The sequence below is a fragment of the Bacillus sp. JJ634 genome (assembly GCF_036962285.1).
In the GTDB taxonomy this organism is placed as follows: domain Bacteria; phylum Bacillota; class Bacilli; order Bacillales; family DSM-1321; genus Peribacillus; species Peribacillus asahii_A.
In genome coordinates, this window is the sequence record NZ_JBALMU010000039.1 from 18,124 (window position 1) to 42,722 (window position 24,599).

At 36.9% G+C, this 24,599-nt stretch carries 20 protein-coding genes and 1 pseudogene; 16 read left to right on the top strand and 5 right to left on the bottom strand.

Translation table 11 applies throughout. The features are described 5' to 3' along the window. Nucleotides 1–189: 189 nt before the first annotated feature. From V7068_RS07420 to V7068_RS07440, 5 genes are all read left to right on the top strand, one after another. Nucleotides 190–987 (top strand): NUDIX domain-containing protein, encoded by a 798-nt coding sequence (locus V7068_RS07420; RefSeq protein ID WP_488988511.1) that lies wholly within the window; start codon nt 190–192, stop codon nt 985–987. 103 nt (nt 988–1,090) lie between these two features. After that, entirely contained in the window at nt 1,091–1,642 is a 552-nt protein-coding gene (locus V7068_RS07425; RefSeq protein ID WP_499711911.1) for a cysteine hydrolase family protein, read from the top strand. 22 nt (nt 1,643–1,664) lie between these two features. Further along, entirely contained in the window at nt 1,665–3,134 is a 1,470-nt protein-coding gene (locus V7068_RS07430; RefSeq protein WP_499711913.1) for a nicotinate phosphoribosyltransferase, read from the top strand. A 19-nt stretch (nt 3,135–3,153) separates the two neighbouring features. Further along, on the top strand, nt 3,154–3,852 hold the full coding sequence (gene nadD / locus V7068_RS07435; protein WP_499711914.1) for a nicotinate (nicotinamide) nucleotide adenylyltransferase: 699 nt from the start codon (nt 3,154–3,156) through the stop codon (nt 3,850–3,852). 253 nt (nt 3,853–4,105) lie between these two features. Next, nucleotides 4,106–5,653 (top strand): diguanylate cyclase domain-containing protein, encoded by a 1,548-nt coding sequence (locus V7068_RS07440; protein WP_499711916.1) that lies wholly within the window; start codon nt 4,106–4,108, stop codon nt 5,651–5,653. 58 nt (nt 5,654–5,711) lie between these two features. Here V7068_RS07440 and pepT read toward each other — a convergent pair whose 3' ends face one another. The 4 genes from pepT to V7068_RS07460 all read right to left on the bottom strand — a co-directional run bounded on the left by pepT (nt 5,712) and on the right by V7068_RS07460 (nt 11,354). After that, on the bottom strand, nt 5,712–6,947 hold the full coding sequence (gene pepT, locus V7068_RS07445; protein ID WP_499711918.1) for a peptidase T: 1,236 nt from the start codon (nt 6,945–6,947) through the stop codon (nt 5,712–5,714). Nucleotides 6,948–7,168: 221 nt separating this feature from the next. Continuing rightward, nucleotides 7,169–9,430 (bottom strand): SH3 domain-containing protein, encoded by a 2,262-nt coding sequence (locus V7068_RS07450; protein WP_499711920.1) that lies wholly within the window; start codon nt 9,428–9,430, stop codon nt 7,169–7,171. A 327-nt stretch (nt 9,431–9,757) separates the two neighbouring features. Next, nucleotides 9,758–10,300, bottom strand: a complete 543-nt coding sequence (locus V7068_RS07455; RefSeq protein WP_499711922.1) for a GDYXXLXY domain-containing protein — start codon at nt 10,298–10,300, stop codon at nt 9,758–9,760. Further along, nucleotides 10,290–11,354 carry a DUF2157 domain-containing protein gene (locus V7068_RS07460; protein ID WP_499711924.1) on the bottom strand — a complete coding sequence of 355 codons (1,065 nt, stop codon included), beginning with the start codon at nt 11,352–11,354 and terminating at the stop codon, nt 10,290–10,292. The genes V7068_RS07455 and V7068_RS07460 overlap by 11 nt, the downstream gene beginning before the upstream one ends. A gap of 189 nt (nt 11,355–11,543) precedes the next feature. Between V7068_RS07460 and V7068_RS07465 the strand changes: the two genes are divergently transcribed. The 3 genes from V7068_RS07465 to V7068_RS07475 are packed head-to-tail and all read left to right on the top strand — an operon-like array spanning nt 11,544 to nt 13,207. Next, nucleotides 11,544–11,867 carry a PadR family transcriptional regulator gene (locus V7068_RS07465; RefSeq protein ID WP_119115954.1) on the top strand — a complete coding sequence of 108 codons (324 nt, stop codon included), beginning with the start codon at nt 11,544–11,546 and terminating at the stop codon, nt 11,865–11,867. Continuing rightward, entirely contained in the window at nt 11,860–12,414 is a 555-nt protein-coding gene (locus V7068_RS07470; protein WP_499711926.1) for an HAAS signaling domain-containing protein, read from the top strand. The genes V7068_RS07465 and V7068_RS07470 overlap by 8 nt, the downstream gene beginning before the upstream one ends. Beyond that, on the top strand, nt 12,407–13,207 hold the full coding sequence (locus tag V7068_RS07475) for a DUF4097 family beta strand repeat-containing protein (protein ID WP_499711928.1): 801 nt from the start codon (nt 12,407–12,409) through the stop codon (nt 13,205–13,207). The genes V7068_RS07470 and V7068_RS07475 overlap by 8 nt, the downstream gene beginning before the upstream one ends. A gap of 54 nt (nt 13,208–13,261) precedes the next feature. Here the strand turns inward: V7068_RS07475 and V7068_RS07480 are convergent, their stop codons facing one another. Next, entirely contained in the window at nt 13,262–14,221 is a 960-nt protein-coding gene (locus V7068_RS07480) for a bile acid:sodium symporter family protein (protein ID WP_499711929.1), read from the bottom strand. A gap of 342 nt (nt 14,222–14,563) precedes the next feature. Here V7068_RS07480 and V7068_RS07485 point away from each other — a divergent pair, with 342 nt between their 5' ends. The 8 genes and pseudogenes from V7068_RS07485 to V7068_RS07520 all read left to right on the top strand — a co-directional run bounded on the left by V7068_RS07485 (nt 14,564) and on the right by V7068_RS07520 (nt 24,032). After that, nucleotides 14,564–15,556: a thiamine pyrophosphate-dependent dehydrogenase E1 component subunit alpha gene (locus tag V7068_RS07485; RefSeq protein ID WP_127758926.1), complete on the top strand. Its 993-nt coding sequence runs from the start codon at nt 14,564–14,566 to the stop codon at nt 15,554–15,556. Between the two features lie 23 nt (nt 15,557–15,579). Further along, entirely contained in the window at nt 15,580–16,614 is a 1,035-nt protein-coding gene (locus V7068_RS07490; RefSeq protein ID WP_499711932.1) for an alpha-ketoacid dehydrogenase subunit beta, read from the top strand. Nucleotides 16,615–16,674: 60 nt separating this feature from the next. After that, on the top strand, nt 16,675–17,904 hold the full coding sequence (locus V7068_RS07495; RefSeq protein WP_499711934.1) for a dihydrolipoamide acetyltransferase family protein: 1,230 nt from the start codon (nt 16,675–16,677) through the stop codon (nt 17,902–17,904). An 18-nt stretch (nt 17,905–17,922) separates the two neighbouring features. Next, complete coding sequence (gene lpdA, locus V7068_RS07500) at nt 17,923–19,302, top strand: dihydrolipoyl dehydrogenase (RefSeq protein WP_499711935.1); 1,380 nt, start codon at nt 17,923–17,925, stop codon at nt 19,300–19,302. A 31-nt stretch (nt 19,303–19,333) separates the two neighbouring features. Then, entirely contained in the window at nt 19,334–20,110 is a 777-nt protein-coding gene (locus tag V7068_RS07505; protein ID WP_499711937.1) for an acetoin reductase, read from the top strand. Between the two features lie 250 nt (nt 20,111–20,360). Next, the gene (locus tag V7068_RS07510; protein ID WP_499711939.1) at nt 20,361–22,235 is read left to right on the top strand and encodes a sigma-54-dependent Fis family transcriptional regulator; all 1,875 of its coding nucleotides are present in this window, start codon (nt 20,361–20,363) and stop codon (nt 22,233–22,235) included. A gap of 536 nt (nt 22,236–22,771) precedes the next feature. Beyond that, a pseudogene (locus V7068_RS07515) lies at nt 22,772–22,873 on the top strand (SEC-C metal-binding domain-containing protein); the annotation flags it as partial. A 307-nt stretch (nt 22,874–23,180) separates the two neighbouring features. Then, nucleotides 23,181–24,032, top strand: a complete 852-nt coding sequence (locus V7068_RS07520) for a VOC family protein (RefSeq protein WP_499711941.1) — start codon at nt 23,181–23,183, stop codon at nt 24,030–24,032. Nucleotides 24,033–24,599 lie beyond the last annotated feature (567 nt).

Genomic DNA, 24,599 nt, shown 5'->3' on the forward strand with positions numbered 1-24,599 from the left:
TAGTGACCGTAGAACGTGACTAACTATCAGTGGGGGATGAAGCAAAACCCCCATTGATGGAGGTTGTACTTTATAAAAGGGCTTGCAAAAAGATTATATATGTTATATCATTTGATTAACGATTAGTTAAACATTAATAAAAGAAACGAATGTATAAAAAGTTTGAATGTTTGTTATGAGGTGAAAGGTATGTCGGAGGAGTTCGTAAGACCTGAGGAAGCACTTAAAGAATATAAGGTAAGTCAATATAAGACGCCTGATGGCTATACGAGTGATAACGTAATTTTTACAATTGTTCAAGATGAAGAGGCGGTATATGGAAGGACGTTAAAGGTGATGTTAATCAAACGTTCTTTAAAAAATAGTGAAGGGCAGCCGAATATTGAAGGAGGGAAATGGGCATTACCTGGCGGCTTTATTGATAGTAAAGAAACGGCATATGAAGCCGCTCAGCGAGAGCTTGAAGAAGAAACAGGTGTGACTAATATTCACGTAAAACATTTTGGGGTATATGATAAGGAAGGAAGGGATCCCAGAGGTTGGATTATTACGAATTCTCATTATGCAGTCGTGCCAGAGTATTTATTATCTATGCGCAAAGCAGGAGATGATGCCGCCGAAGTGGAATTGTTTACTATAGAAGAAGTCTTTACCTTACCTTTGGCCTTTGATCATCAAAAGATTATAAAAGATGCCTTAACTATCATTCAATTAGATATGGTTCAAACAACGTTGGCCCGGGAGTTCTTACCTGAAGAATTTACATTGTCAGAGCTGCGAAGTGTTATTTTATCTGTCGCAGAAGATATAGTAGATGAAGTGGTAAAATCAGAACCATTCTTTTGGAGAAAAGCACCCAAATTACCGTTTATTGAATTAGTGTGTGATAAAGAAGGAAATCCAAAAACAACTCAAAGAAATTCAAAGTTTAAAACAAAGCTTTATCGGTTTAATGATCAAAAACCTGTGAAGAGTATTTATAAATAAGCTTCCGAAAAAGAGAAAATGTGCCGAGTTGTTTCTCTTTTTTTAGAAAAATAATTAACGTTTAGTTAATCATTAATATAAAATACAAGAGGAGAGGGTATAAATGAATAAAAGAGCATTGATTAATATTGATTACACCAATGATTTTGTTAATGGAGCTTTGCCGGTAGGAGAGCCAGCAGAAAAGGTTGAAGAAACGATTGTTAGTCTAACAAAAGAGTTTATAGAACAGGGTGATTTTGTCGTTTTTGCGATTGATGCCCATGAGAAAGAGGATCCTTTTCACCCGGAAACAAGTTTATTTCCACCTCATAATATCAAAGGAACACCGGGCAGATTATTATACGGACATTTGCAATCGCTATACGAACAGTATCAACATGAGGCCCATGTATATTGGATGGACAAAACAAGATATTCTGCTTTTGCAGGAACGGATTTGAATCTTAAGCTTCGTGAAAGAGGAATAACAGAAGTTCATTTAGTTGGTGTTTGTACAGATATTTGTCTGCTGCATACAGCAGTAGATTCTTATAATCTTGGATATCATATCGTCGTACATGAAAAAGCAGTAGCTAGTTTTAACGAAGAGGGACATAAATGGGCATTAACGCACTTTGTAAATAGTTTAGGTGCTGAAATTCGATCAAATTGAATAAGTAAAAGGAGAGAAGATGATGAAAAGATCATATAGAGATGATAGTTTAGCTCTTCATACCGATTTATATCAAATTAATATGGCGCAAGCTTATTGGAGTGATGGCATCCATCAAAGGAAGGCTGTATTCGAACTGTACTTTAGGAAACTTCCCTTTGGAAATGGCTATGCTGTTTTTGCGGGGTTAGAAAAAGTAATTGAGTATATTAATCAGTTTGCCTTTAGCGATAGTGATATTGAATATTTACGCGATGAATTAGGATATAATGAAGAGTTTTTAACATATTTACGCAGCGTAAAGTTTACGGGAACCATTCAGGGAATGAAGGAGGGGGAATTAGTTTTTGGGAATGAGCCTATTATGCGTATTGAAGCACCGTTGGCAGAAGCACAGCTCATTGAAACAGCCTTGCTCAATATCGTCAATTACCAAACATTAATCGCAACGAAAGCCTCTAGAATCAAACAAGTTGTAGGCGATGAAATAGCTATGGAATTTGGAACTAGAAGAGCTCAAGAGATGGAAGCCGCAATCTGGGGCACAAGAGCCGCTTTCATAGGGGGATTTGACGCGACAAGTAATGTTCGAGCGGGGAAATTATTTGGAATACCTGTTTCAGGTACTCACGCTCATGCAATGATTCAAGCGTATGGAGATGAATATGTAGCTTTCCATAAATATGCAAGTTGTCATAAAGATTGTGTGTTTTTAGTCGACACCTTTGATACGTTAAAGTCAGGGGTTCCAACTGCTATTCGAGTAGCAAAAGAGCTAGGCGATAAAATCAATTTTATCGGTATTCGGCTAGATAGCGGTGACCTAGCTTATCTTTCTAAGCAAGCTAGACAAATGTTGGATGATGCTGGTTTTACAGAGGCAAAGATTATCGCTTCTAATGATTTAGATGAATATACGATTATGAACTTAAAATCCCAAGGGGCAAAAATTGATAGTTGGGGAATTGGCACAAAGCTTATTACAGCGTATGACCAGCCGGCGCTTGGAGCTGTGTATAAATTAGTTTCAATTGAAGAGGAATCAGGAGGCATGGTAGATACGATTAAAATTTCTGCAAATCCTGAAAAAGTCACAACACCCGGACTGAAAAAAGTGTACCGAATTATTAATCAAGCTAATAAACGCTCTGAGGGAGATTATATTGCTTTAGAAGAAGAACAAGTTCAACAAGAAGAAAAATTAAAAATGTTCCATCCAGTCCATCCTTATATTAGTAAGTTTGTTACGAATTTTGAAGCAAGAAACTTGCACCATGACATATTTGTGAATGGAACATTAGTATATGAATTACCTAATATTTATGACATTCAACAATATACAAAAGATAGCTTACAGTTATTATGGGACGAATATAAACGCATTTTGCATCCAGAAGAATATCCGGTAGATCTTAGTACAAAGTGTTGGGAAAATAAAATGCAGCATATTGCTGCTGTGCAAGAAAAAGTAGCTAAGTTGAAAGAAACATAAAGGATAAGGAGGGGGAAGGATGAGTCCGGCAGCAACTAAATTATATTTTGAAAATTTAAATCCAGGTAAGGATGTCGATGCGTTATTTAAAGAGGGAGCACGAATTGGCGTGTATGGTTCATCCTTTGATCCGATTACGAATGTGCATCTATGGACCGCGAATACAGTTCGTCATCGTAAAAAGTTAGATTTTGTCATCTTTTTGCCTTCCTCTCATAAACGAGTAGATAAGAAATTACAAACATCTGATCAACATCGAGAAGAAATGGTCCGTTTAGCTATTAAGAATAAACAGACCTTCCTCTTAGATACGTATGAATTACATGTTTTACCTGGGAAGCAATATACGTACTATACGATGGAATATTTCAGAAAAACCTTTCCTAAAGCAGAACTTTTTTTCATTATGGGGGCGGATCTTTTAGTCGATATTGCTGAGGGGAAATGGAGGATGGATGAACAATTAGTTGCCAATAATCAATTTATTGTGATGGCTAGAAATGGAATTGATATGTTAAAAACGATTAGTTCTTCAGCTTTGCTAAGAAATTATGATGATGGAAGATTTCAATTTTTAGATAAAGGCCTTGCAATGGAAATTAGCTCTACGTATATCCGAGAAGAACTAGCGAGAAATGGTGATCCAGAGTTTTTACTTCCAGATGAGTGCTATTCCTATATAAAGGAGCATGATTTATACCGTGAAATTTCGAGATAAATGAATACGATAAATAAAAAAAGTATCAGATTACCTTTTGGGTTTCTGGTATTTTTTTATTTATTGGGTAGGGTAAAGTGCTAGGCTTAATTCATATAAACTGAATGTTTTTTATGGTATGATATCAAAATAAAGGTATTTATTATATATTTTAGGTGATGCATGTTTTAATAATGAAAAATAAATCTAATTTACTAAAATCAGCACCTTGTATAACTACTCTGTTATTAAATTTAAAAAGAGCGTGGTACTATTGTTGAAGAAATTTAGATGGAAATTATTAATGATGATGACTCTTTTTTCAGTCCTTCTTATTTTGTTATTATCATTGGTTAATATGAATAGAATGAGCCAGGAATTAATAGAGGATCATGAGACCAAAATCGAATTGGTAGAAATGAATATTGTTCAGGTTTTAAAAGATTTAGATCAAGCCTATGCAATATTTGATAATAGCATTGCAAAGGTTATGGAAAACAACTCAATTGAGTTATTAGAACAATATGAGAAGAATAGCAACTTTAATGAGTGGAATTTCAAGGCATTAAAAAATGAATTAGGTATGGATGTATATATTATTAATAATGAAAATACCATTATTCATAGTAGCTTTCAAAAGGATATCGGTATTAATTTTAGTCAGTGTTGCAAAGAATTTTCAGAATTATTGGACGATAGGAGAATAAACGGAGGATTTACACATGATGGAGTGGATATTCAGCAAAAAACAGGAGAGCTGAAAAAATTTAGTTATCTGCCGACAAAAGATCATCAATATATCATTGAATTAGGGTACGATTTAAAAAATGACGAAATTTTTAATAAGTTTAATTTTTTAAAAACAATTGAAGAGTTGAAAGAGAAGTACGAATTTATTGAGAACATAGCGATTTATAACAATGATGGATATTTAATAGGAGAATCTTCACCAGAAGGCAATCGATTAGGTGTGGATCGTAGAAAATATTTAGAGTGGCTAGAAGATGATGAAGATACGTTACTATTTAGCGATACATATAAGGGTAAGGATGTTATCTATAAATATGTAAAATATCATTCGGATGAGAGCAGAGGTCATTCCACAACTCGTTTAGTAGAGATTGTATACAATGAAGATGCCGTACAAGAGGAATTGTCAAAAAATAAGTTGGCATTTATCTTTCAGTTTGTAGGGACCATAATCTTAGCCATTATCTTAGCCTTTTTAATAACAAAAATGGTGGCAAAACCGATGTATTTAGCTTTTCATGATGGACTCACAGGTTTAAAAAATCGAGCGGCATTTGAAAGTGAAGTCAATGGAGTTTTAATGAAGCATAAAAAGAAATTTGGAATGTTGTTATTAGATTTGGATAATTTTAAAGTAGTTAATGATGCGCTGGGTCATGATAAAGGAGATATTTTATTAAAGTACGTGGCTTCGTATATGAAACAGACTTTGCCGGAAGATGCTTTTATTGCTAGGTTTGGTGGAGATGAGTTTGCTATAGTCATTGAAAATATAAGTAGTCAGGAAGAACTTCAAAAAATAGCTTGTTCTATTATAGACGCTTTAAATAGGCCGTGGATTAATGATTGTGATAGCGCATCAGAGTTATTTTCACAAGGGAATAAAATCCTTCATAGCAAGAACGTTACGGTTAGTGTGGGCGGTGTGTTATATCCAAATGATGGAACAGATTTAGAAGTACTTTATAAGCATGCTGATGATGCGTTGTACTATTCTAAATCATTGGGTAAAAATATGTATATGTATTACGGCGCGTTAGAGGAAAAGGAAAGAAGCCAACAATCATTGTGATAACATGAAAAGATGCCAGTGTGCCTTATCTTATGAAAAGGCATCTGGCACTTTTTTATTATTCTCCTGTTTCTTCAAATAGCTTTGCAATCTCAATAATGACATAGGTTGCTTTTATCATATTATCGACGGAAATGAATTCATATTTTCCGTGGAAGTTCTCGCCGCCTGTGAATATATTTGGTGTAGGCAGTCCCATATAAGATAATTGAGAACCATCTGTACCGCCGCGAATAGGTGAAATTTTTGGCTCGATGTTTAAATTTTTCATAGCTTGAGAGGCGATGTCGACAATTTCTTTAACGGGTTCGATTTTTTCTTTCATATTATAATATTGATCATTTAACTCAAGAAGAATACGATCTTGGCCGTATTTTTCACGCAACTCATCTACAATCTGTTTAATGAACTGTTTTCGTTCGTTAAATTGATTTCGATCAAAATCGCGAATAATGTAGGATAATTTTGTTTCTTCCACATCTCCGTTGAAAGAGAGAAGATGATAGAAACCTTCATATCCTTCTGTATATTCAGGTGCCTCGGCTATAGGCAGTTTGCTATGCAGCTCCATCGCAATTTTGGAAGAGTGGACCATTTTTCCTTTCGCTGTTCCAGGGTGGATATTCGTCCCTTTAATCGTAATCTTAGCACCCGCTGCGTTAAAGCTTTCGTATTCTAATTCACCGAGAGGACCGCCATCAACTGTGTAGGCAAATTTGGCGTTAAAGGCATCTACGTCGAATTTATGAGGGCCTCGACCAATTTCTTCATCAGGTGTAAAAGCTACACGGATTTTTCCATGTTTAATTTCCGGATGCTTTATTAAATAGTCCATGGCCGTCATAATTTCAGCAATCCCGGATTTATTATCGGCCCCAAGAAGCGTCGTTCCATCCGTTGTTATGAGTGTATGTCCGATATAATGGGAGAGCGAAGGGAACTCTTTCGGAGATAAAACGACAGAGAGTTCTTTATTTAAGGTAATCTCCTTGCCGTCGTAGTTTTCCACAATTTTCGGTTTTACATCTTTCCCTGTAAAATCAGTGGCTGTGTCCACGTGGGCTAAAAACCCAATCGTTGGTACTTGTTTCGTTGTATTAGAAGGCAGTGTGGCCATCACATATCCGTTTGTATCAATAGTCACGTCTTCCATGCCAATCGTTTTTAGCTCTTCCACTAATTGATTTGCAAGGATTAATTGTCCTGGAGTAGATGGACATGCTGCGTTTGTTTCATTGGATTGAGTGTCTATTTTTACATAGGAAGTGAATCGTTCGATTATTTCAGCTTTCAAGTTATTTCCTCCTTTTTCCTTCATGTGTTTATAGTACCACGTTTGGTGATAGATTATAAGCGACGGGGAGCAGTACGGTGAAGATGGGAGCAAGTGGATTCCGTAATGTAGATCTTAGAAAATATTTATCCTAATACATGGAATTCATTAACGATATTGTTTAATGAAAAAAATCCGAGGAGAAATTTACATTCTCTTCGGATTTTTTTGCCTGTCCATCATTAATTTAATTCTTTTGCAATATACGAAGAATGTACCCATCCAATTGTGCCATCCGTCAATTCGACTTTATACCATTTCTTTGAGCTGTCCATCGTTAAAGTTCCATTTTCATTAAGCACTAAGTGGACATACGTATTCAGATCTAGTGCAGTAATGATATCAGTTGAAGTGCTTGCACCTTTTCTGACTTTTAGATCATTTGCCGTTGTTCTACCTAAGTTTTGAACAGAGATATACTTTTTATACTCTACAAAGTTAATATCTTTGGTCCAGTAAATCTTATCTTCTACCATAACTTTCACCCAATAGTCATTTGCTTTTTCAAGTAAAGTAAAAGCAGAGCCTTTCTTTAGTGTTAATGCACGATCATTAGCCTCTTTGCTGCTAGAAAGGACTAAATCTTGATTGGCTTTTGCTTGGATGTTGTCCGGGAAAATATCACTGCCAATTGGAGTGGGTGGTGATGTTTGAATCTCTTTATCAGCTGCTGCTTTGCTGTAATAGGATTTATCATATGGCAAAATTGCTTGCATATGTCTTGCGATTCCTTTTCCCCAGTTTGGATCACTTGCATAATAGAAGTTCATTCCCTCACTATTAGCATCTAACCGTTTATTATTCAAATCCTTGGTACTGAAACCGAGATAAGCCCCTTTATAGCGGAAGCCTCCAGATACTTCATTCAAATACGTAGCTTTCATTTGTTGTGCAATGTACATAATATTCTCATCGATGGAAGGGAAGCGATATGATGCGATATATGGACTGGCATCATATGAACCAAAACCAAATAAATTATTTTTGCCTAACGAAATTTGAGAGGTACCAAAAGCACTTTCATGGATTGCATGAGCGGCTAGGTAAAGAGCGTTCACGCCATATTTATTTCCTGCATCAATGAATACTTGACCTTTGCCTGTTAACACGCTGACTTGTCCATGAGATGTATAATTCTTTTCAATATATTCATCAATTTGTTTGGCTGTAACGAGCGATTGTGTACGTAAATCTATGAATTGATAACCTTCCCGACCATTCATTGGATCACCCGTTCTCACTTGTTTTAATATATCGCTAGAAACATAACCTATATTTCCTGCGTTATTTACTTGATACCATTCATTAGATGTCTTTTTTGTTGCGACAATGATTGTGTCTTTCGATATCGTATTTACAATAGATGAAGCTGCGTCGGGCTTTTGATGTAAGTTTACATCTATTGTTGTGACAAATGTAGTTTCTGGGATTATTTCCTCTATTATGTCTATGTCAGAAGAGGAATCGGTACGTACATCCTGGCTATTGATATATACATCTTGATTATTATACGAAATACGATACCATGTTTCGCCAAGACTATTCTCTACCTTCTGCGTAGAAGCAAATCTATTATTGGCAGCAATGGTAGCTATTTTCTCCTTTGTAGAGTCGGCAGCGGCATATAGATTAGCTTCATTTGTTGTTATGTAGAAAGTTTCGCTAGTGTCCGTATACGTATAGGTGATTTCATCAGCGTACTCAGAAAATTCCCCAATATAGACGTATCCTGTTTTTCCAGCATATCTTACACTATACCAATCTCCAATTCTCTTACTAGAGGAAATACTGGCATCCTGAGGGACTTGAACTAGTTTTTTATGGGCATTTCCGTAAAATTCATACAAAAATGTGTCTTTTTTTGCCTTATATTTTTTTTCTGAAAAAGAGGTGAAGGTGTTTTTCTTCACATCGCTGCTATTTACGTACATGGTTTTTCCTTTATAGGCAATACGATACCATGTTTGACCCGTACTATTAATGATCTTTTGTTTCGAATAAAAGCCATTATTACTTGAAACGGTTGTCACTTGTTTTTTCTTTGTGTCAGGTGTGGAGTATAGGCTTGTTCGTTTTTGAGTGAAAAAATAGGCTGTTTTGATCGTTGAATATTGATAATGTTCTTTTAAATACTTATTGCTGACCCAGCCTGTCTTCGTTATATTTTTTCCTTTCGATTTGTATGTATAAGATACTTTAGACCATGTCCCTTTCTTTTCAGTAGACGTGACTATTTTTCCTTTTGGAATCGTAAGGATGAGTTTCGTTTTTGTGCTGGCCCCGGATCGTAAATTTAAGTTAGCAGTCGTTTGATAGGAGGTTTTGCTAATCTTTTCAGCAGAACTCGCTTCAACGGTAGTTATTCCTAGTGGCATCATAGAGACGGTTGGTACGCCTATCAAAATACTTGTTGATAAAATGAGTGCATTTCCTAGTTTTTTCATTCTTTTCACCTTGCTTTCATAGTAATCTTGCTTCGGTCATAATGATTAAAAAATATAGTGTATATATAATACTTCGGACTTATTATTGAAAGTTATATAGATAGTAAGACCTATCCTATAGCAATATAGAAGACAAAGAGCAGTTATGGTTTCGATTAAATTCGTTCTTTCTATTAAGTTACCAAACTTTGGTTTATGTTACTAGTTTTATGGGATATTTTACTGTTTTTTAATAATGAGGGGAGGTGAATGAATAGGGGCAAGACAAAGAGGGTGAATCAAAAGTATCTACATTTGATTTACCCTCTTTTTTTTATAATGGCTTTGTTACGGAACAATAATATCCATTAAGATAGCACGACCATTTTTTACTTTGACAATCGCTAATGCTGGTTTAGTGGAGGTCACAGCTTCGATTTCTTCCGCATCTTTTTTTGGAGCGTAGTAATTATCCAGATTGTATTGAATATGAAATGATTCTGGAGGAGTGACTTGCATTTCATATGGAATATTTAAGGTGCCTTTTAGATAAATGCCGCTTGACGGTTTTTTGTTTGTAACCTTTTTGACGTTGTAAATATCGTCGCTTCCTTTTTCTAATTGAACAAACACAGGAAGTATATCGCCTTCTGATTTACGCTCAATTTTTTTAACAACAGAGTCAGATAGTTGTTCTGATGTCACTTGTTCAATTTCATAATACAAAGTAACATAACTGCCGCGAAATAAATCGGTCGGATCGATAGGCTCGGTTTTTAATCGAATTTCTTCTCCTGTTAAAGAGGTCCATGTAGGTGGAATTGCTAATCCAATTAAGAGTAAAACAGGAATTGAAAAGACTAGTATTCGCATGAAAAGGTTATTCTTCATGATTCGTCTCTCCTTTCTTTCGTTGATGCTCAAAGAAGAAGCCAAAACCGATTAAAATGATGCCTGCGATGATAAAAACAAGCGATTTTGGTAAGAAATCAAAGGAGAAATCCATGTAATAGCGTAAGATTAGTGCACAAATAATAGCAATGCTAATTAAGCTTCCTTTATTCACGAGATATAGAAGGAAAATAAGATAGGCAATTGCAAAGATAATCGAATAATGATACGTAAGAAACAGCGCTGTTATGCCATGTAACAGATGACCTTGTAAGTGGGTCATCTTTTGTACTTGTTCTGGAACTGGCAGATAGGTTAGGGCTAATCCGAGTACGAATAAAATTGAAAGAACAATTTCTTCCTCATAAGCATTAATTATTTTCGGCACGAATTCGAATAACAATAAGATAATTGTATTAATCGCTAGTGCATTTAAAGAGAAGGTGAAACGTTTTGGGAAACGGAACTCTTTTAACATCCAGTAAAGAGCCGGTAAAAAAATCAGAATGGCAAATGGATAAGCTGTTTCGTCTAAAAACATACTGCCATTTATATAGATGAATAATAAAAGTGTTGTAAAAAGTAAAATGAGTACATCTTTTAAATAATAACCAATAAGTATTGTTCCAAGTGCCCATAGGAGAAAGGAGTTATTAAAATTAATGCTAAGATTAAACATTTGTTCTACAAGGAAAATGCCCGCTCCAAAAATTAATAGTCCAATATAATGGAGGCTTCGAGCTGTTTTGGGATAGGTTACTTCAAGACGAAGTCCAGCTTGTTGAAACCCAATGATACCAGCAATAATTAAGAAAAATTTAATTCCTTTATGGAGGTACATCCAATTGCTGGCAACGAAACTTAAAACTCCGATTCCTAGAAGTAAAGCTCCGATTGTTAATACAATCTGAATAAAACTTGATCCCGGTTTTATTTCATACGTGTTTAAGATTTTCTCTTTTTCTTCAGATGAAATCACTCCTGCTGTTTCAAGGTAGTGCATTTCATGTGATAGAAATTCGTAGTCCTTCTTTTTTACGTCTTTTTTGATCACATCATTCACTCCTTTCATCTTTAATTAGTATATCGGTTCTTTTGTAAAAATAGTTCACTTTTGGAAAAATATAAAACGGTACCTTGTAATGGACAGTAGCATATGCTACATTAAAATCAATGTATAAGATTTTGCCAGGTACTATATAATGAATAGTACCGAAAAGTTAAAGAAAGAGGTGGTGAGATTGTGAACGTTCAGTTTAAAAAAGGGGTCTTGGAATTATGTGTCCTTGTTTTAGTGGATAAAAAAGATTGCTATGGTTATGAGCTAGTGCAGAAGATTTCTGATCAAATTGAAATCTCCGAGGGGTCGGTATATCCGTTGTTAAGACGATTAACAAAAGAAGAATATTTCACAACGTATTTAAAGGAATCGACAGAAGGTCCGCCACGTAAATATTATGCGTTAACCGATAAAGGCAGGAATTATCTTCACGAACTTTTGGCCGAATGGGTTCAATTTTCAAATGGTGTGAATCAATTAATAAAAGAAGGTGTAAATCATGAATAAAGAACAGTTTTTACATCAATTACAGTTGTCTTTAAGAAATATATCCATAGAAGAGCGTCAAGAGATTCTACAAGATTATGAAGAATATTTTGCAATTGGTTTAGAGGAAGGAAAGACTGAAGAGGAAATTTCAAAGGCACTTGGCTCTCCTAAGCAAATCGCGAAAGAGCTAGTAGCTTCTGCGCGCATTGAAAAAGTAGAGCATTCAGCATCTGCCGGAAATATTATGCGTGCTGTTTGGGCGGTGATCGGGTTAGGCTTTTTTAACCTTGTGATTGTATTGGGTCCATTTATTGGGTTATTAGCTCTTCTTTTTGCTGGCTGGGTTGTTTCTTTAGCGTTCATTCTTTCTCCATTAGGTGTGCTGTTTAATATGATAATGGGTGATTTTTGGTTGTTTGATGTATTTAGCGCTATCGGATTATGTGGAATCGGTATTTTTGTTGGAATTGGAATGTTATTCGCAACAAAGGCATTAACCAAAGGACTTATTCGCTATTTGCAATTCAATGTATCGCTTGTAAAAGGAGGGTTGAAGCATGATTAATATAAAAAAATTATCGATTATCGCTCTTATTTTGTTAGCAATTGGTGTTGTCGGAGGTCTTTTCACTTATCCTTCAACGATTGAAGCGGATGCAACGATGGAAGAAAAAATGATTAAAGAGGAATTTACGGCCTTGAAGGTAGATAGTGACAATGCGAGAGTAGAAATTATTCCTACAAAAGCTTCTGCAGCTAAGATAGAACTCGTGACGAAAGGGTACAAAGGGAGCGAATCAACTTTTACAACAGAGGTAGAAGGAGATACCCTTTCCGTCTCATTTAAATTAAAAGAAAAATGGTTGTTTCGTTTTGGGTTTCATACCCAATCACAGCATTTAAAAATCTTTTTACCGGAAAAACAATATGAAGCGTTTACCATTAAGAACGGAAATGGTGAAGTTCAAATCGAACAAATGAGGGTAAATAATCTACAAGTGAAAATAGCAAATGGAGAGATAGAATTAGATACGATTATGGCTAAGCGTGTGAATGTTGAGTCGGCGAACGGTGAAATTTACTTACAAGGTGTAGAAGGAGATATTATTGGATCTACAACGAATGGTGAAATTTTAGTTGAAACGAAAGACTTGGATCGCAGGATGCAATTGACAACCGCGAACGGAGAGATTATCGTTCGAACAGAAAAGGAACCAACCAACACAACCTTTGATGTGGAAGTTGCTAATGGAGACATTAGTATTCTCGATAAATATGAAGGATCTACGGTAATTGGAAAAGGGAAATATGTTGTAAAATTAAGGACTACCAATGGTGAAATTACAGTTGCAAAATGAGATAGGTAATCATTTTTAGACGAAAAAACCGACCGATGAAGGTCGGTTTTTTCATTATGCGGCTTTTTGTTTCGAGGAATTATGATAATAACGGTTAAGCCATGCTCCGTAAAAGGATGCTAAAACTTGTTGGAATAGAGTACCAAGAATAACAGGCACAGCGACAGCAGCTGGGAAATAAGCAACAGCTAGAACAGCTCCTGCTGCGATATTTCGCATGCCGCCTGTATACATAACGCTGATAATTTCTTCCTTCTCGCATTTTAAGAACTTGGCAATCATCCAAGATAGAAGATAACCTGAAAAGGCAATAAGAAAGACCATGATGGCCATTTTGATAAGCTTGGCATCGACTTTACTTAAATAAGGAGCTACTTTTGCGCTATTTAGTGTCACGCAAACACCGATAGCCATTTTTGAAAAAGGAGCTAGCTTTGGACCAAGAACCGGCTTGATTTTTCCTTTTGTTGCTTGGTTAAGTAGCATGGCAATTACAGAAGGAATAACGACCATGCCGATTAGCCCTTTCATTAAGGCCATTGTATTCATCTCAACTGTTGTACCACTGAAGAAAGCAACACTATATGGAACGATAATTGGTGATAATAAAGTGTCGATTAATACAATCGTAAGCGCTAAAACTGCATTTCCTTTGTAGATGGTGACCCAAAGTAAGCTAGTTACTCCAGTTGGAATGACAACACCTAGCACTAATCCTGTAACGGTCAAGGAATCTCCAGGAAACACTAAATGTCCAAGTGTCCATGCCCAAACAGGCATAATGACGTGAAGAATTCCGAGCACAACAAGAATCGGCATTGGATTAGTTGCAATATTCTTTAATGATTTGAAATTAGAACCTAGACTTCCCGTGAATGTAATAAAGGCAAAAATCCAAGGAACGAGGAAGACATAGGACTCTAAATAATAAGCGAAGATTACACCGAGTACAACACTAGCTGGCGTAATAATAGGCATCGCTTTTTCAAGAAAATGATTTAAATTCTGTAACAAGCGAGTCCCACCCCTGACAGTATATATAAAGAAAAAAGGAAGTTGCCTTCGTGAAATATTTCTTCTTTCAGACCAAGTTTACCATACCCATCTTATAATGCTAGGTCAGAATAGTAGATAGTGAGAGTGGAATTATTTCCTGCTTGTTATTTTTGTAGTCCTGTCTCCAGAGAATGTTTGAAAAATCAAAGGAATAGCAAAAAGGGAAACAAAGTGAGACAAAANNTTTTGTCTCACTTTGTTTTTATTAAAAAACTACATTTCTCTTTGATTTCAAGTTTTTTCACGTTGGCACATTACTTGCATTAATCTTTAATGAATCAACATTAAGGAGGCTGGAAAATGGAAACGATCCAAAATAAAGAAGTGAAGTTATCTCAGGAAAAAGCGTATTGGATGTATAAAAAAATGCTAGAAATCCGTCAATTTGAAGATAAAGTTCATGAGCAATTTGCAAAAGGGATTTTACCAGGCTTCGTTCATTTATATGCGGGAGAGGAAGCTGTAGCTGTTGGTGTTTGTGCCCACCTTAATGAAAAAGATAGTATTACAAGCACTCACCGTGGTCATGGTCACTGTATTGCAAAAGAATGTGATTTAAATGGGATGATGGCTGAAATTTACGGCAAAGTAACTGGGCTGTGCAAAGGAAAAGGCGGCTCCATGCATATTGCTGATTTAGATAAAGGAATGTTAGGGGCGAATGGCATTGTTGGAGGAGGCTTTCCTCTTGCTTGCGGTGCAGCATTAACGGCTAAATATAAAAAGACTGACAATGTAAGCGTTTGCTTCTTTGGTGATGGTGCCAATAACCACGGGACTTTCCATGAGGGGATTAATCTTGCGGCGATTTGGAAACTACCTGTTATCTTTATTGCGGAAAACAATGGCTATGGAGAAGCCACTCCATTCAGTTATGCGTCTAGTTGTAAAACGATAGCTGACCGGGCGATTGGCTATAATATCCCTGGTGTTCGCGTCGATGGAAAAGATGTCATGGCTGTTTACAAGGCGGCGGAAGAGGCGGTCCAAAGGGCGCGAAGAGGAGAAGGGCCGACATTAATTGAATGCGTAACGTATCGGAATTATGGACACTTCGAGGGAGATGCTCAGAAATATAAAGTGGACCAAGAAAAGAAAGAACATAAGCAAGAGAAAGATGCCATTGTACAATTTAGAAACTATTTATTGGATCAGCAGCTCTTATCTGAAAAAGAATTGATTTCTCTTGAAAGTTCAGTAGAAAAAGCAATTGAACAAGCGGTGAAGTTCAGTGAGGAAAGTCCTTATCCAGAGGCAGACGATTTACTAAAAGATGTATATGTATCCTATTAAACATTGAAAGGGAGGAATGGAGAATGAGTAGAAAAATTAGTATGTCTCAAGCGATTAATGAAGCGATGGCGATTGCGATGAGAAGGGATGAAGATGTCATTCTTATGGGAGAGGATGTAGCTGGCGGTGCAGAAGTCGATCATCTACAGGATGATGAAGCATGGGGCGGTGTATTAGGAGTTACAAAAGGGTTAGTACAAGAATTTGGCCGAGAGCGGATTTTAGATACACCGATTGCGGAAGCGGGCTATATGGGAGCGGCGATGGCTGCTGCTTCAACTGGGCTGCGTCCAATTGCAGAGCTTATGTTTAATGATTTTATTGGGAGCTGTTTGGATGAAGTCTTAAACCAGGGCGCCAAGTTCCGTTATATGTTCGGAGGGAAAGCGCAGGTACCGGTTACAGTTCGTACGATGCATGGTGCCGGGTTTAGGGCAGCTGCTCAACATTCACAAAGCTTATATGCATTATTTACGAGTATACCAGGATTGAAAGTAGTTGTACCATCTACACCTTATGATGCGAAAGGATTGCTACTTGCAGCTATCGAGGATAATGATCCTGTTATCTTTTTTGAAGATAAGACGCTTTATAATGCGGTAGGTGAAGTACCAGAGGGTTATTACACAATTCCGCTTGGAAAAGCAGAGGTCAAGAGAACAGGTTCAGATTTGACTATCGTTGCAATTGGGAAGCAAGTTCAAACGGCTCAGCAGGCTGCGGAACAGCTTGCTAAGAGAGGGGTCGAAGTGGAAATCGTCGATCCACGCAGTTTATCACCTTTAGATGAAGATACGATTCTATCTTCTGTTGCAAAGACAAATCGATTGATTGTGATAGATGAGGCAAATCCAAGATGCAGTATAGCTACTGATATTGCAGCATTGGTTGCGGATAAAGGCTTCGATACGCTCGATGCTCCAATCAAACGGATTACGGCACCGCATACACCGGTACCATTTTCTCCACCGCTAGAAGATATTTATTTACCAACACCAGAAAAAGTGATCAAGGTTGTATCAGAGTTATTAGGAGAAACATCTATTCTCGGAGTCTAAGAAAAACATAAGGCACTAATTTATTAGTGCCTTACGACTAAGTAAAGGGAGGAATGCAGTATGGCAGTAGAAGTAGTAATGCCCAAATTAGGTATGGCTATGAAAGAGGGCGTCGTTTCCGAATGGAATAAGGGAGTGGGAGATTCTGTTGAAAAGGGTGAATTAATTGCTAGTATTAATTCCGAAAAAATAGAAATGGACATTGAATCCCCGGCAGAAGGAACATTACTAAATATTGCTGTACCAGAAGGGCAAGGTGTTCCGCCTGGAACGGTAATTTGTTATATCGGCAATACAAATGAAAAAATAGTGACGAAGGAGTCCGATATTCAAACAAACAAAGTAGAAAAGGAACAGACTGCAATAACCAACACTTCAGAGCCATCAAGTCTTCCGATTAGCAAAACGAATGATCGCGTGAAGATTTCCCCGGTTGCACGAAAAATTGCACAGGCTGCTAATCTTGATATTAGTAAGATTCAAGGTACCGGACCAGGAGGACGAATTACGAAAGAAGATGTACAGGAAGCCATCAAGAAACTAGAATCCGAGCCTCTAATTCAAGAAGAAAGAACGATTTCTCCTCAAGCATCTGTAGAGAAGAGAAAAGAAATGTCTGTTACCGGCATGCGTAAAGTCATTGCTGCACGTATGAAAGATAGCTTACAAAATAGTGCTCAATTAACGATTACGCTAAAAGCTGATGTAACAGATTTAATTCAATTACAGAAGCAATCTGCAAAAATCATCCAAACTGATGATGAAAATAAAATTACTATCACAGACTTTATTGCTAAAGCAGTTGTACTTTCATTACAAGAGCATCCGCAAATGAACAGCGCTTATATAGATGAAAAAATTCATTTGTTTGAGTCTGTTCATCTTGGTATAGCTGTTGCTTTAGAAAAAGGGTTAGTTGTTCCAGTGGTAAGAAATGCGGAAGCTTGTACAGTTCGACAGCTAGCGAAAAAAGGGAAGGAACTTGCTAAGCGTGCTCGTGAAGGGCAGCTTCCTAGCGAAGAAATGACTGGTTCTACTTTTACGATTAGCAATCTTGGTTCATACGGTGTTGAGCACTTTACTCCAATTTTGAATACACCTGAAACGGGAATTCTAGGTGTAGGAGCTGCTTATGATGCTCCTGTTTATATCGGAGAAGAATTGAAACGAAGAACTCTTTTGCCGCTTAGCTTAACGTTCGATCATCGCGTGCTGGATGGGGCGCCTGCTTCAGCCTTTTTCCGAACAGTGAAACGATACTTAGAACAGCCATTGACAATGCTTTTATAGAAAGGGGGAAGCAATTCCGTGAAACCAATAGCCGTTATAGGAGGGGGACCTGCTGGGTATGTAGCAGCAATTACTGCTGCCCAGCAGGGACAAAATGTACTGTTAATAACAGAGGGGCTGCTAGGAGGAACTTGTTTAAATGAGGGGTGTATGCCTACTAAAGCTTTATTGGAAAGTGCCGATACGTATGAATTGGTCAAAAACGCAGAGAATTTAGGAATTCGTCTTTCTTCGTCCATTGAGATAGAGTGGAGTGTCGTACAACAAAGGAAAGAGGAAATTGTTACAACGCTTGTTCAAGGCATTCAATATTTAATGAAAAAGAATAAAATTCGCGTTATTCAAGGAAGCGCATCTTTCATAACGAATCAACGATTAAGGATTAACAATAGTGAACAACAAGAAGAAATCGAAGTAAGTAAAGTCATTGTCGCTTCCGGGTCAGAACCAATCTCTTTACCATTTGCACCATTTGATGGAGAGTGGGTGATTCATAGTGGTCAAGCGATGTCGCTTCCATCGATCCCTTCCTCTCTTTTGATTATTGGAGGAGGTGTAATTGGCTGCGAGTTTGCTAGTATTTATAGCAGGATGGGAACGAAGGTTACGATAGTTGAAATGGGAAAACAACTATTACCGAGTGAAGATCGAGATATTGCTGAAATATTACATAGGAAATTGGCGGATGAAGGTGTTACTGTTCATACCTCCACCTCTGTAACGGATTTGAACGTGGATAAAAAGCAAGTCCTTATACAGCTTCAGGATGGTATTATTCAAGAGTTACAGGCAGATTATGTACTTGTTGCAATTGGGAGGAAACCAAGAGTACACGGCTTAGATTTAGAGGAAATTGGAGTGGATTTCTCTAAGCAGGGAATAGCTGTCGATGAATATATGCAGACTAACATTCCTTCTATTTATGCCTGCGGTGATGTAATCGGTGGAATTCAGCTTGCACATGTCGCTTTTCACGAAGGTAGAGTGGCCGCTCTGAATGCCTGCGGTCAAGCTGAAATAGTAAATTATCGTGCAGTCCCTCGCTGTATTTATACTTCTCCTGAGATTGCTAGTGTAGGTTTGACGGAAGAACAGGCGAAACATCAATATGGAGATATTAAAATAGGAGAATTTCCGTTTTCCGCAAATGGAAAAGCACGAATTTCTAATGAAACGATTGGAAAAGTAAAGGTTTTAGTAGAACCTCAATATAATGAGATACTTGGCATTTCCATTGTAGGTCCTCATGCAACGGAATTAATTGGCCAAGGAACGATTATGTTACATGTCGAGATCACGACAGATGTGTTGGAAAACCTTATAATGGCTCATCCTACATTGTCCGAATCAATTCACGAAGCATTGCTTAGTACGAGCGGGCATGCTGTACATGTTTGATTGATAATCCTTATTTTAAGGGGGAATTTATATGGTTACTAGTCAAAGAATCGCAATTGTGACTGGCTCAGGTCGTGGGATTGGTCGTGCTATTGCATTACGTCTAGCTCAGGATGGATTAAATGTGGTAATCAACGATGTTAATTTAGATAACGCCCAATCTGTAGTAAATGAAATCAAGGAACTTGGCCGTGAAAGCTTCGCTGTTCAAGCTGATGTTAGTAACAGAAATGAAGTTTTTCATATGGTTAATCAAGTTGTTGAGCGTTTTGGACAATTGGATGTTATGGTTTCAAATGCAGGAATTGCCCAAATCAAACCTTTACTTGAGGTAACGGAAGAGGATTTGAATCAAATATTTAATATAAATGTGAATGGTGTTCTATATTGTCTTCAAGCTGCTGCAGAACAGATGAAAAAACAAAAAGGCGGAAAGATCATTAATGCAGCTAGTATTGCGAGCTATAAAGGATTCAGCCTGTTAGGTACCTACTCGGCTACTAAATTTGCTGTTAGAGGTCTTACGCAGGCTGCAGCACAAGAGTTGGCACAGTTTGGGATTACAGTGAATGCCTATTGTCCGGGAATTGTCGGCACACAAATGTGGGATTTAATCGATGAGAAAATGGGACATTATATGGGTCTAGAAAGAGGAGAGGCATTTAAAAAGTTTTCTGAATCGATTACACTTGGGCGACCTGAGACACCTGAAGATGTTGCGAAGTTTGTGTCTTATCTTGCTTCAACAGACTCGGATTACATGACAGGACAAGCTGTTATGATTGACGGAGGAGTCATTTTTTCATAGAAAATAAGGATAGTATAAATCAAACTTGTATTTTCATAGAGAGCTTCGCGTTTAATTTTTTACGTGAAGCTTTTTATTATGAACTTCTTTTGAATTAAACTGGTAAAATATTGTAGGTATGTACATAATCTCATATAATATTAGAATAAGCCTCTATAACAAATACTTATTTTATACTCCATATTTTCACATTAAATAATACCACTCAATTCGTATTGCGAACGTTTATCAAATGATTAGAGGAGGATATATGCTAGCATCTACTTCTACTTTTAATAATTTGAGTACATGGAAACGTTTCATTAATGAAGGGGTTCTCGATTCGGCACGTTTAAATAAGCAAATTGAGGAATCCTGGTACCGCTGTAGACAAGAACAAGTGAATCCATATTTAAGGGAAGGTAACTATGTTTTAACAAATGAGTTACTAACCGTACAAAGAGAAAAAAACGCATTGCTTATGGAAATAGCGCTACCTCATTTGGCAAGAATGAACCCGTTGATTAAGGAATCTGGAATGATAGCATTATTAGTTGATTCAGATGGATATGTTTTATCTCTTTCAGGAAATGAAAAAACATTGGACGATGCGAGAAAAATCAATTTTGTGGAAGGGGTACGCTGGACAGAGGAAGAAGTAGGAACAAACGCAATTGGAACAGCCTTGCAAACAGGAGAAGCAGTGATGATCAATGGGATGGAACATTATGCTATTGCCTCTCATAAATGGAGTTGTTCAGCTATGCCTATTTATAATGAAAAGGGCATCATGATGGGGGTTATCAATTTTTCGTGCCCTATTACTCATTCCCACCCGTATATGCTAGGGACGGTTGCATCTATGGCGTACACAATTGAACAGGAAATTAAAATACGCTCCTATAGAAATGAATTAGCTTTTATCCAGCACGCTATCAAATTGGCAGATTATTATTGTAATCGTCATTTTATTGTTTGTGATCAAAACGAAATCATTGTTTCTGCTAGCAAACTAGTTCGACAAAAGGTTCCTAAATCCATTGGAATGAGACTAAAAGACTTCTTACAATATGGATACCAAATCGAGTTGGAGAGTGCTTCGCTTCTCACAGAAGGTATAGAAGTATCAGGAAAATCCTTGTTTTTAATAGAGAAAGAGGCAAGTGCTTCAAATAGGCTGTTTTCTGCTAAAACATTTCATTTTGAAGGGGAGATGGGAATTAGTGAAACCTTTCAAAATACAATCAAACAAGTAAAACAAGTGGCATCGACAGAAGCTAGCGTTTATTTATACGGAGAAACAGGTGTGGGCAAAGAGCTTGTTGCTAGAGCAATTCATGAGAATAGTTCACGCAAAAATGGGCCGTTTATCGCGTTAAATTGTGGAGCTATTCCAAAGGATTTAATGGAAAGTGAACTGTTTGGCTACGTGGAAGGGGCTTTTACAGGTGCGAAGCGTCAAGGATATAAAGGGAAGTTTGAACAGGCGAATGAAGGGACTCTGTTCCTTGATGAAATTGGTGAAATTCCGCCAGCTATGCAGGTGGCGTTATTACGCGTGTTGCAGGAAAGAAAGGTAGTTCCGCTTGGAGGGAATAAAGAAATCCCTTTAAATATTCGTATTATTACCGCAACACATCGTAACCTAAATGAGTTGGTTAATGAAGGGACCTTCCGCCAAGATTTATATTATCGTTTAAATGTCTATCCTATATATATTCCTTCTTTGCGGGAAAGAAGGGAGGATCTGCCTCTTCTCGCTTCTTATATTTGTCAACAAAATAACTGGAACCTTCCATTAACAGAAGAATTATTAGATAAATTGCGAAATTATCATTGGCCAGGGAATATAAGGGAACTGCAGAATGTTCTGCAACGGTTATCTATTTTACTTTTAGATGAAGGGATTGATTATTGGGAGTTAATACATTCTATGTATTCACTTGGTATCCTGCAACAATTAGAGGAACAAGTCTCGATGGAGTTTGTGGATTTAGAAAATCAACTAACCATTCGGGAGAGAATCCAAAGAGACTTAATGCTTGAAGCATTGCAAAGAACTAAAGGGAATGTTACAGCAGCGGCAAAATTAATAGATATTCCAAGAAGTACATTTTATAAACGACTCCAGAAATATGGTCTGTAGAATAATGGAAGAGTAAAAAGCCGTAATGAACTTTATTACGGCTTTTTAACATTGTGTAATTGTAAGTGACGGTTAGATTTTTAGCGTGTACAATAAAGGGTGCGAAATATTGTTGAAATAGGATGTGCTAATAGATGAGAACGATTGATTCTTTTGAAATTTTAGATGGAAAAGCGATTAAGTATTTGGATGTCTTTGGTGTGCAAAATGATATCGCGCTTAAGAGTAAATATGAGGGGAAAACGTATTGGATTTACGATTACTACTGCATGCATCCCAATTGTAAGTGTGATGAAGTGTATCTAGAGTTTCTAGAAGAACAGAAAGGGAAACAAACAGCTGTTCAGCACTTTGGGGTGCGGATTTCGTTTGCAGATGAATCATTTATTATTGAAGATTATAATTTTTCGAAGCAGAAGGCAACGGAAATTGTTGAGGATACGTTGAAATATAGCAAAGATGCTATTGAATTATTTAAAGTACGCTATGCTCAGATGAAAGAAAAAGGAACACAAATCATTGTTGACCAAGCGAATGCTGCCCGTCAACCGGTCGTTAATGGAGAGGTAACAGGCAGAAATGAACCATGTCCGTGCGGCAGTGGAAAGAAATATAAGAAATGCTGTGGCAAAGCATAAAAGAGGTGAGGAGCAGAAACTTTAGGGTTTCTGTTTTTTTTATGGACTTTATTAAGTGAAGAAATGAGCTCCCTCCATATCTAATATCAATAGGTTAGATGGTTTCAACTTTTCAATAGAATAAAGGATGAATTTATTATGAAAAACAGGGACTTTTACAGTTTCTGTTTTTCTTTGTACCTTTTTTACATACATACATGCAGGATGAATACGAAAAATATAGAAGACGATTTTTTATTGAAATTAATAACGAACTAATATATACTAACTTACATAAAGTAACTAAAAAGAAATGAGGAATATTAGGATGAACTTTCATAGCAAGCCTCATACGTATGTTGGGCAAGTGCATTTATTAGTGAGTGATTTAGAACGGAGTATCACATTTTATAAAGAAATGATTGGTTTTCAAGTATTAGAGCAAACAAAGAATCAGGCAGTATTAACGGCGGATGGAACAACACCGCTATTAACGATTGAGCAGCCAGAGGGAGTGCAGCCGAAGCAGCCGCGTACAACAGGGTTATACCACTTTGCACTTCTTTTACCTAATAGAAAAGAGTTAGCGAAAGCACTTCTGCATCTGTTACAAAATCGTTACCCGATGCAAGGGGCTTCTGATCATTCCGTTAGTGAGGCGCTTTATTTAGCGGATCCGGATGGAAATGGCATTGAAATTTATCGAGATCGTCCAGCTGATATGTGGAATTGGCAAGATGATCAAGTGTTTATGGATACAAGACGTTTAGACGTTGAGAGTTTATTAGCAGAAGCAGAGGGAGAAGTATGGACTGGTTTGCCAAAAGAGACAGTTATGGGACATATCCATTTACATGTGGCAGATTTACGGGCAACAGAAGAGTTTTATATACAGGCTCTTGGTTTCGATATTGTTCTTCGTTATGGCCCACAAGCATTATTTACTTCTACGGGTCGTTATCATCATCATATCGGCTTAAATGTTTGGAATGGTGTTGGTGCTCCGGCTCCAAAGCCAAATAGTGTCGGGATGAAGTATTTTACGCTGCTTCTTCCAAATGAAGAGTCACGAGTGGCGACTGTAGCAAGGCTTCAGCAGTTAGGTGCGTATGTCGTAGAAAAGAACGGTATTGCAATTACGAGAGATCCCTCAGGAAACGAGGTTCATTTATTAGTGTAAGTTTAAAAATTAACAGTGCTCTATCAAAGGTTTTTTGAGAAAAAGGGTATCTCTTTATGCAGGTCCTATACTCATTAAATCAAGGTTCAAAAGCCTTTGGCTTTTGAACCTTTTATCTTATGGCATATTTTCAATTAGGATTGTTTTTCATAATTTAAAAAAGATGTTGACTTTCTGATATCGAAATAGTAATATTGTAATTCCTGTTAAGGAGTGCTAAACAAGCAGATTAGTTCTTTTTAATAGGCCGTAGAGAAATTAGTTTTAATTAAGGTGTTTTTTATGGTTGGTTGTGTGGTGAAAAAACATTTTTGAAAAGATGTTGACTTCTTTATATTAAGATAGTAACATTGTAATTCCCGTTAAGGGGTTGTGAGTCAACAAAAATGAATGTTTAAGTTACTTTCGATTGTTAAATAAAAAACAAAAAAATGTTGACTAATATTGAAACGTTATGTTATGATAGTGAAACGTCGTTAAGACATAGTTCTTTGAAAACTAAACAAAACAGAAACGCCAACGTTAATTTTTAAAGTGAGTACACACTATAAAAAGTACAACATGAGC

Coding starts and splice junctions, on each gene's coding strand:
- V7068_RS07495 (WP_499711934.1), top strand. CDS start 16,675: ATGGCAGTAGAAGTAGTAATGCCCAAATTAGGTATGGCTATGAAAGAG.
- V7068_RS07450 (WP_499711920.1), bottom strand. CDS start 9,430: ATGAAAAAACTAGGAAATGCACTCATTTTATCAACAAGTATTTTGATA.
- V7068_RS07475 (WP_499711928.1), top strand. CDS start 12,407: ATGATTAATATAAAAAAATTATCGATTATCGCTCTTATTTTGTTAGCA.
- V7068_RS07490 (WP_499711932.1), top strand. CDS start 15,580: ATGAGTAGAAAAATTAGTATGTCTCAAGCGATTAATGAAGCGATGGCG.
- V7068_RS07420 (WP_488988511.1), top strand. CDS start 190: ATGTCGGAGGAGTTCGTAAGACCTGAGGAAGCACTTAAAGAATATAAG.
- V7068_RS07485 (WP_127758926.1), top strand. CDS start 14,564: ATGGAAACGATCCAAAATAAAGAAGTGAAGTTATCTCAGGAAAAAGCG.
- V7068_RS07505 (WP_499711937.1), top strand. CDS start 19,334: ATGGTTACTAGTCAAAGAATCGCAATTGTGACTGGCTCAGGTCGTGGG.
- V7068_RS07520 (WP_499711941.1), top strand. CDS start 23,181: ATGAACTTTCATAGCAAGCCTCATACGTATGTTGGGCAAGTGCATTTA.
- V7068_RS07430 (WP_499711913.1), top strand. CDS start 1,665: ATGAAAAGATCATATAGAGATGATAGTTTAGCTCTTCATACCGATTTA.
- V7068_RS07470 (WP_499711926.1), top strand. CDS start 11,860: ATGAATAAAGAACAGTTTTTACATCAATTACAGTTGTCTTTAAGAAAT.
- V7068_RS07425 (WP_499711911.1), top strand. CDS start 1,091: ATGAATAAAAGAGCATTGATTAATATTGATTACACCAATGATTTTGTT.
- V7068_RS07455 (WP_499711922.1), bottom strand. CDS start 10,300: ATGAAGAATAACCTTTTCATGCGAATACTAGTCTTTTCAATTCCTGTT.
- V7068_RS07510 (WP_499711939.1), top strand. CDS start 20,361: ATGCTAGCATCTACTTCTACTTTTAATAATTTGAGTACATGGAAACGT.
- nadD (WP_499711914.1), top strand. CDS start 3,154: ATGAGTCCGGCAGCAACTAAATTATATTTTGAAAATTTAAATCCAGGT.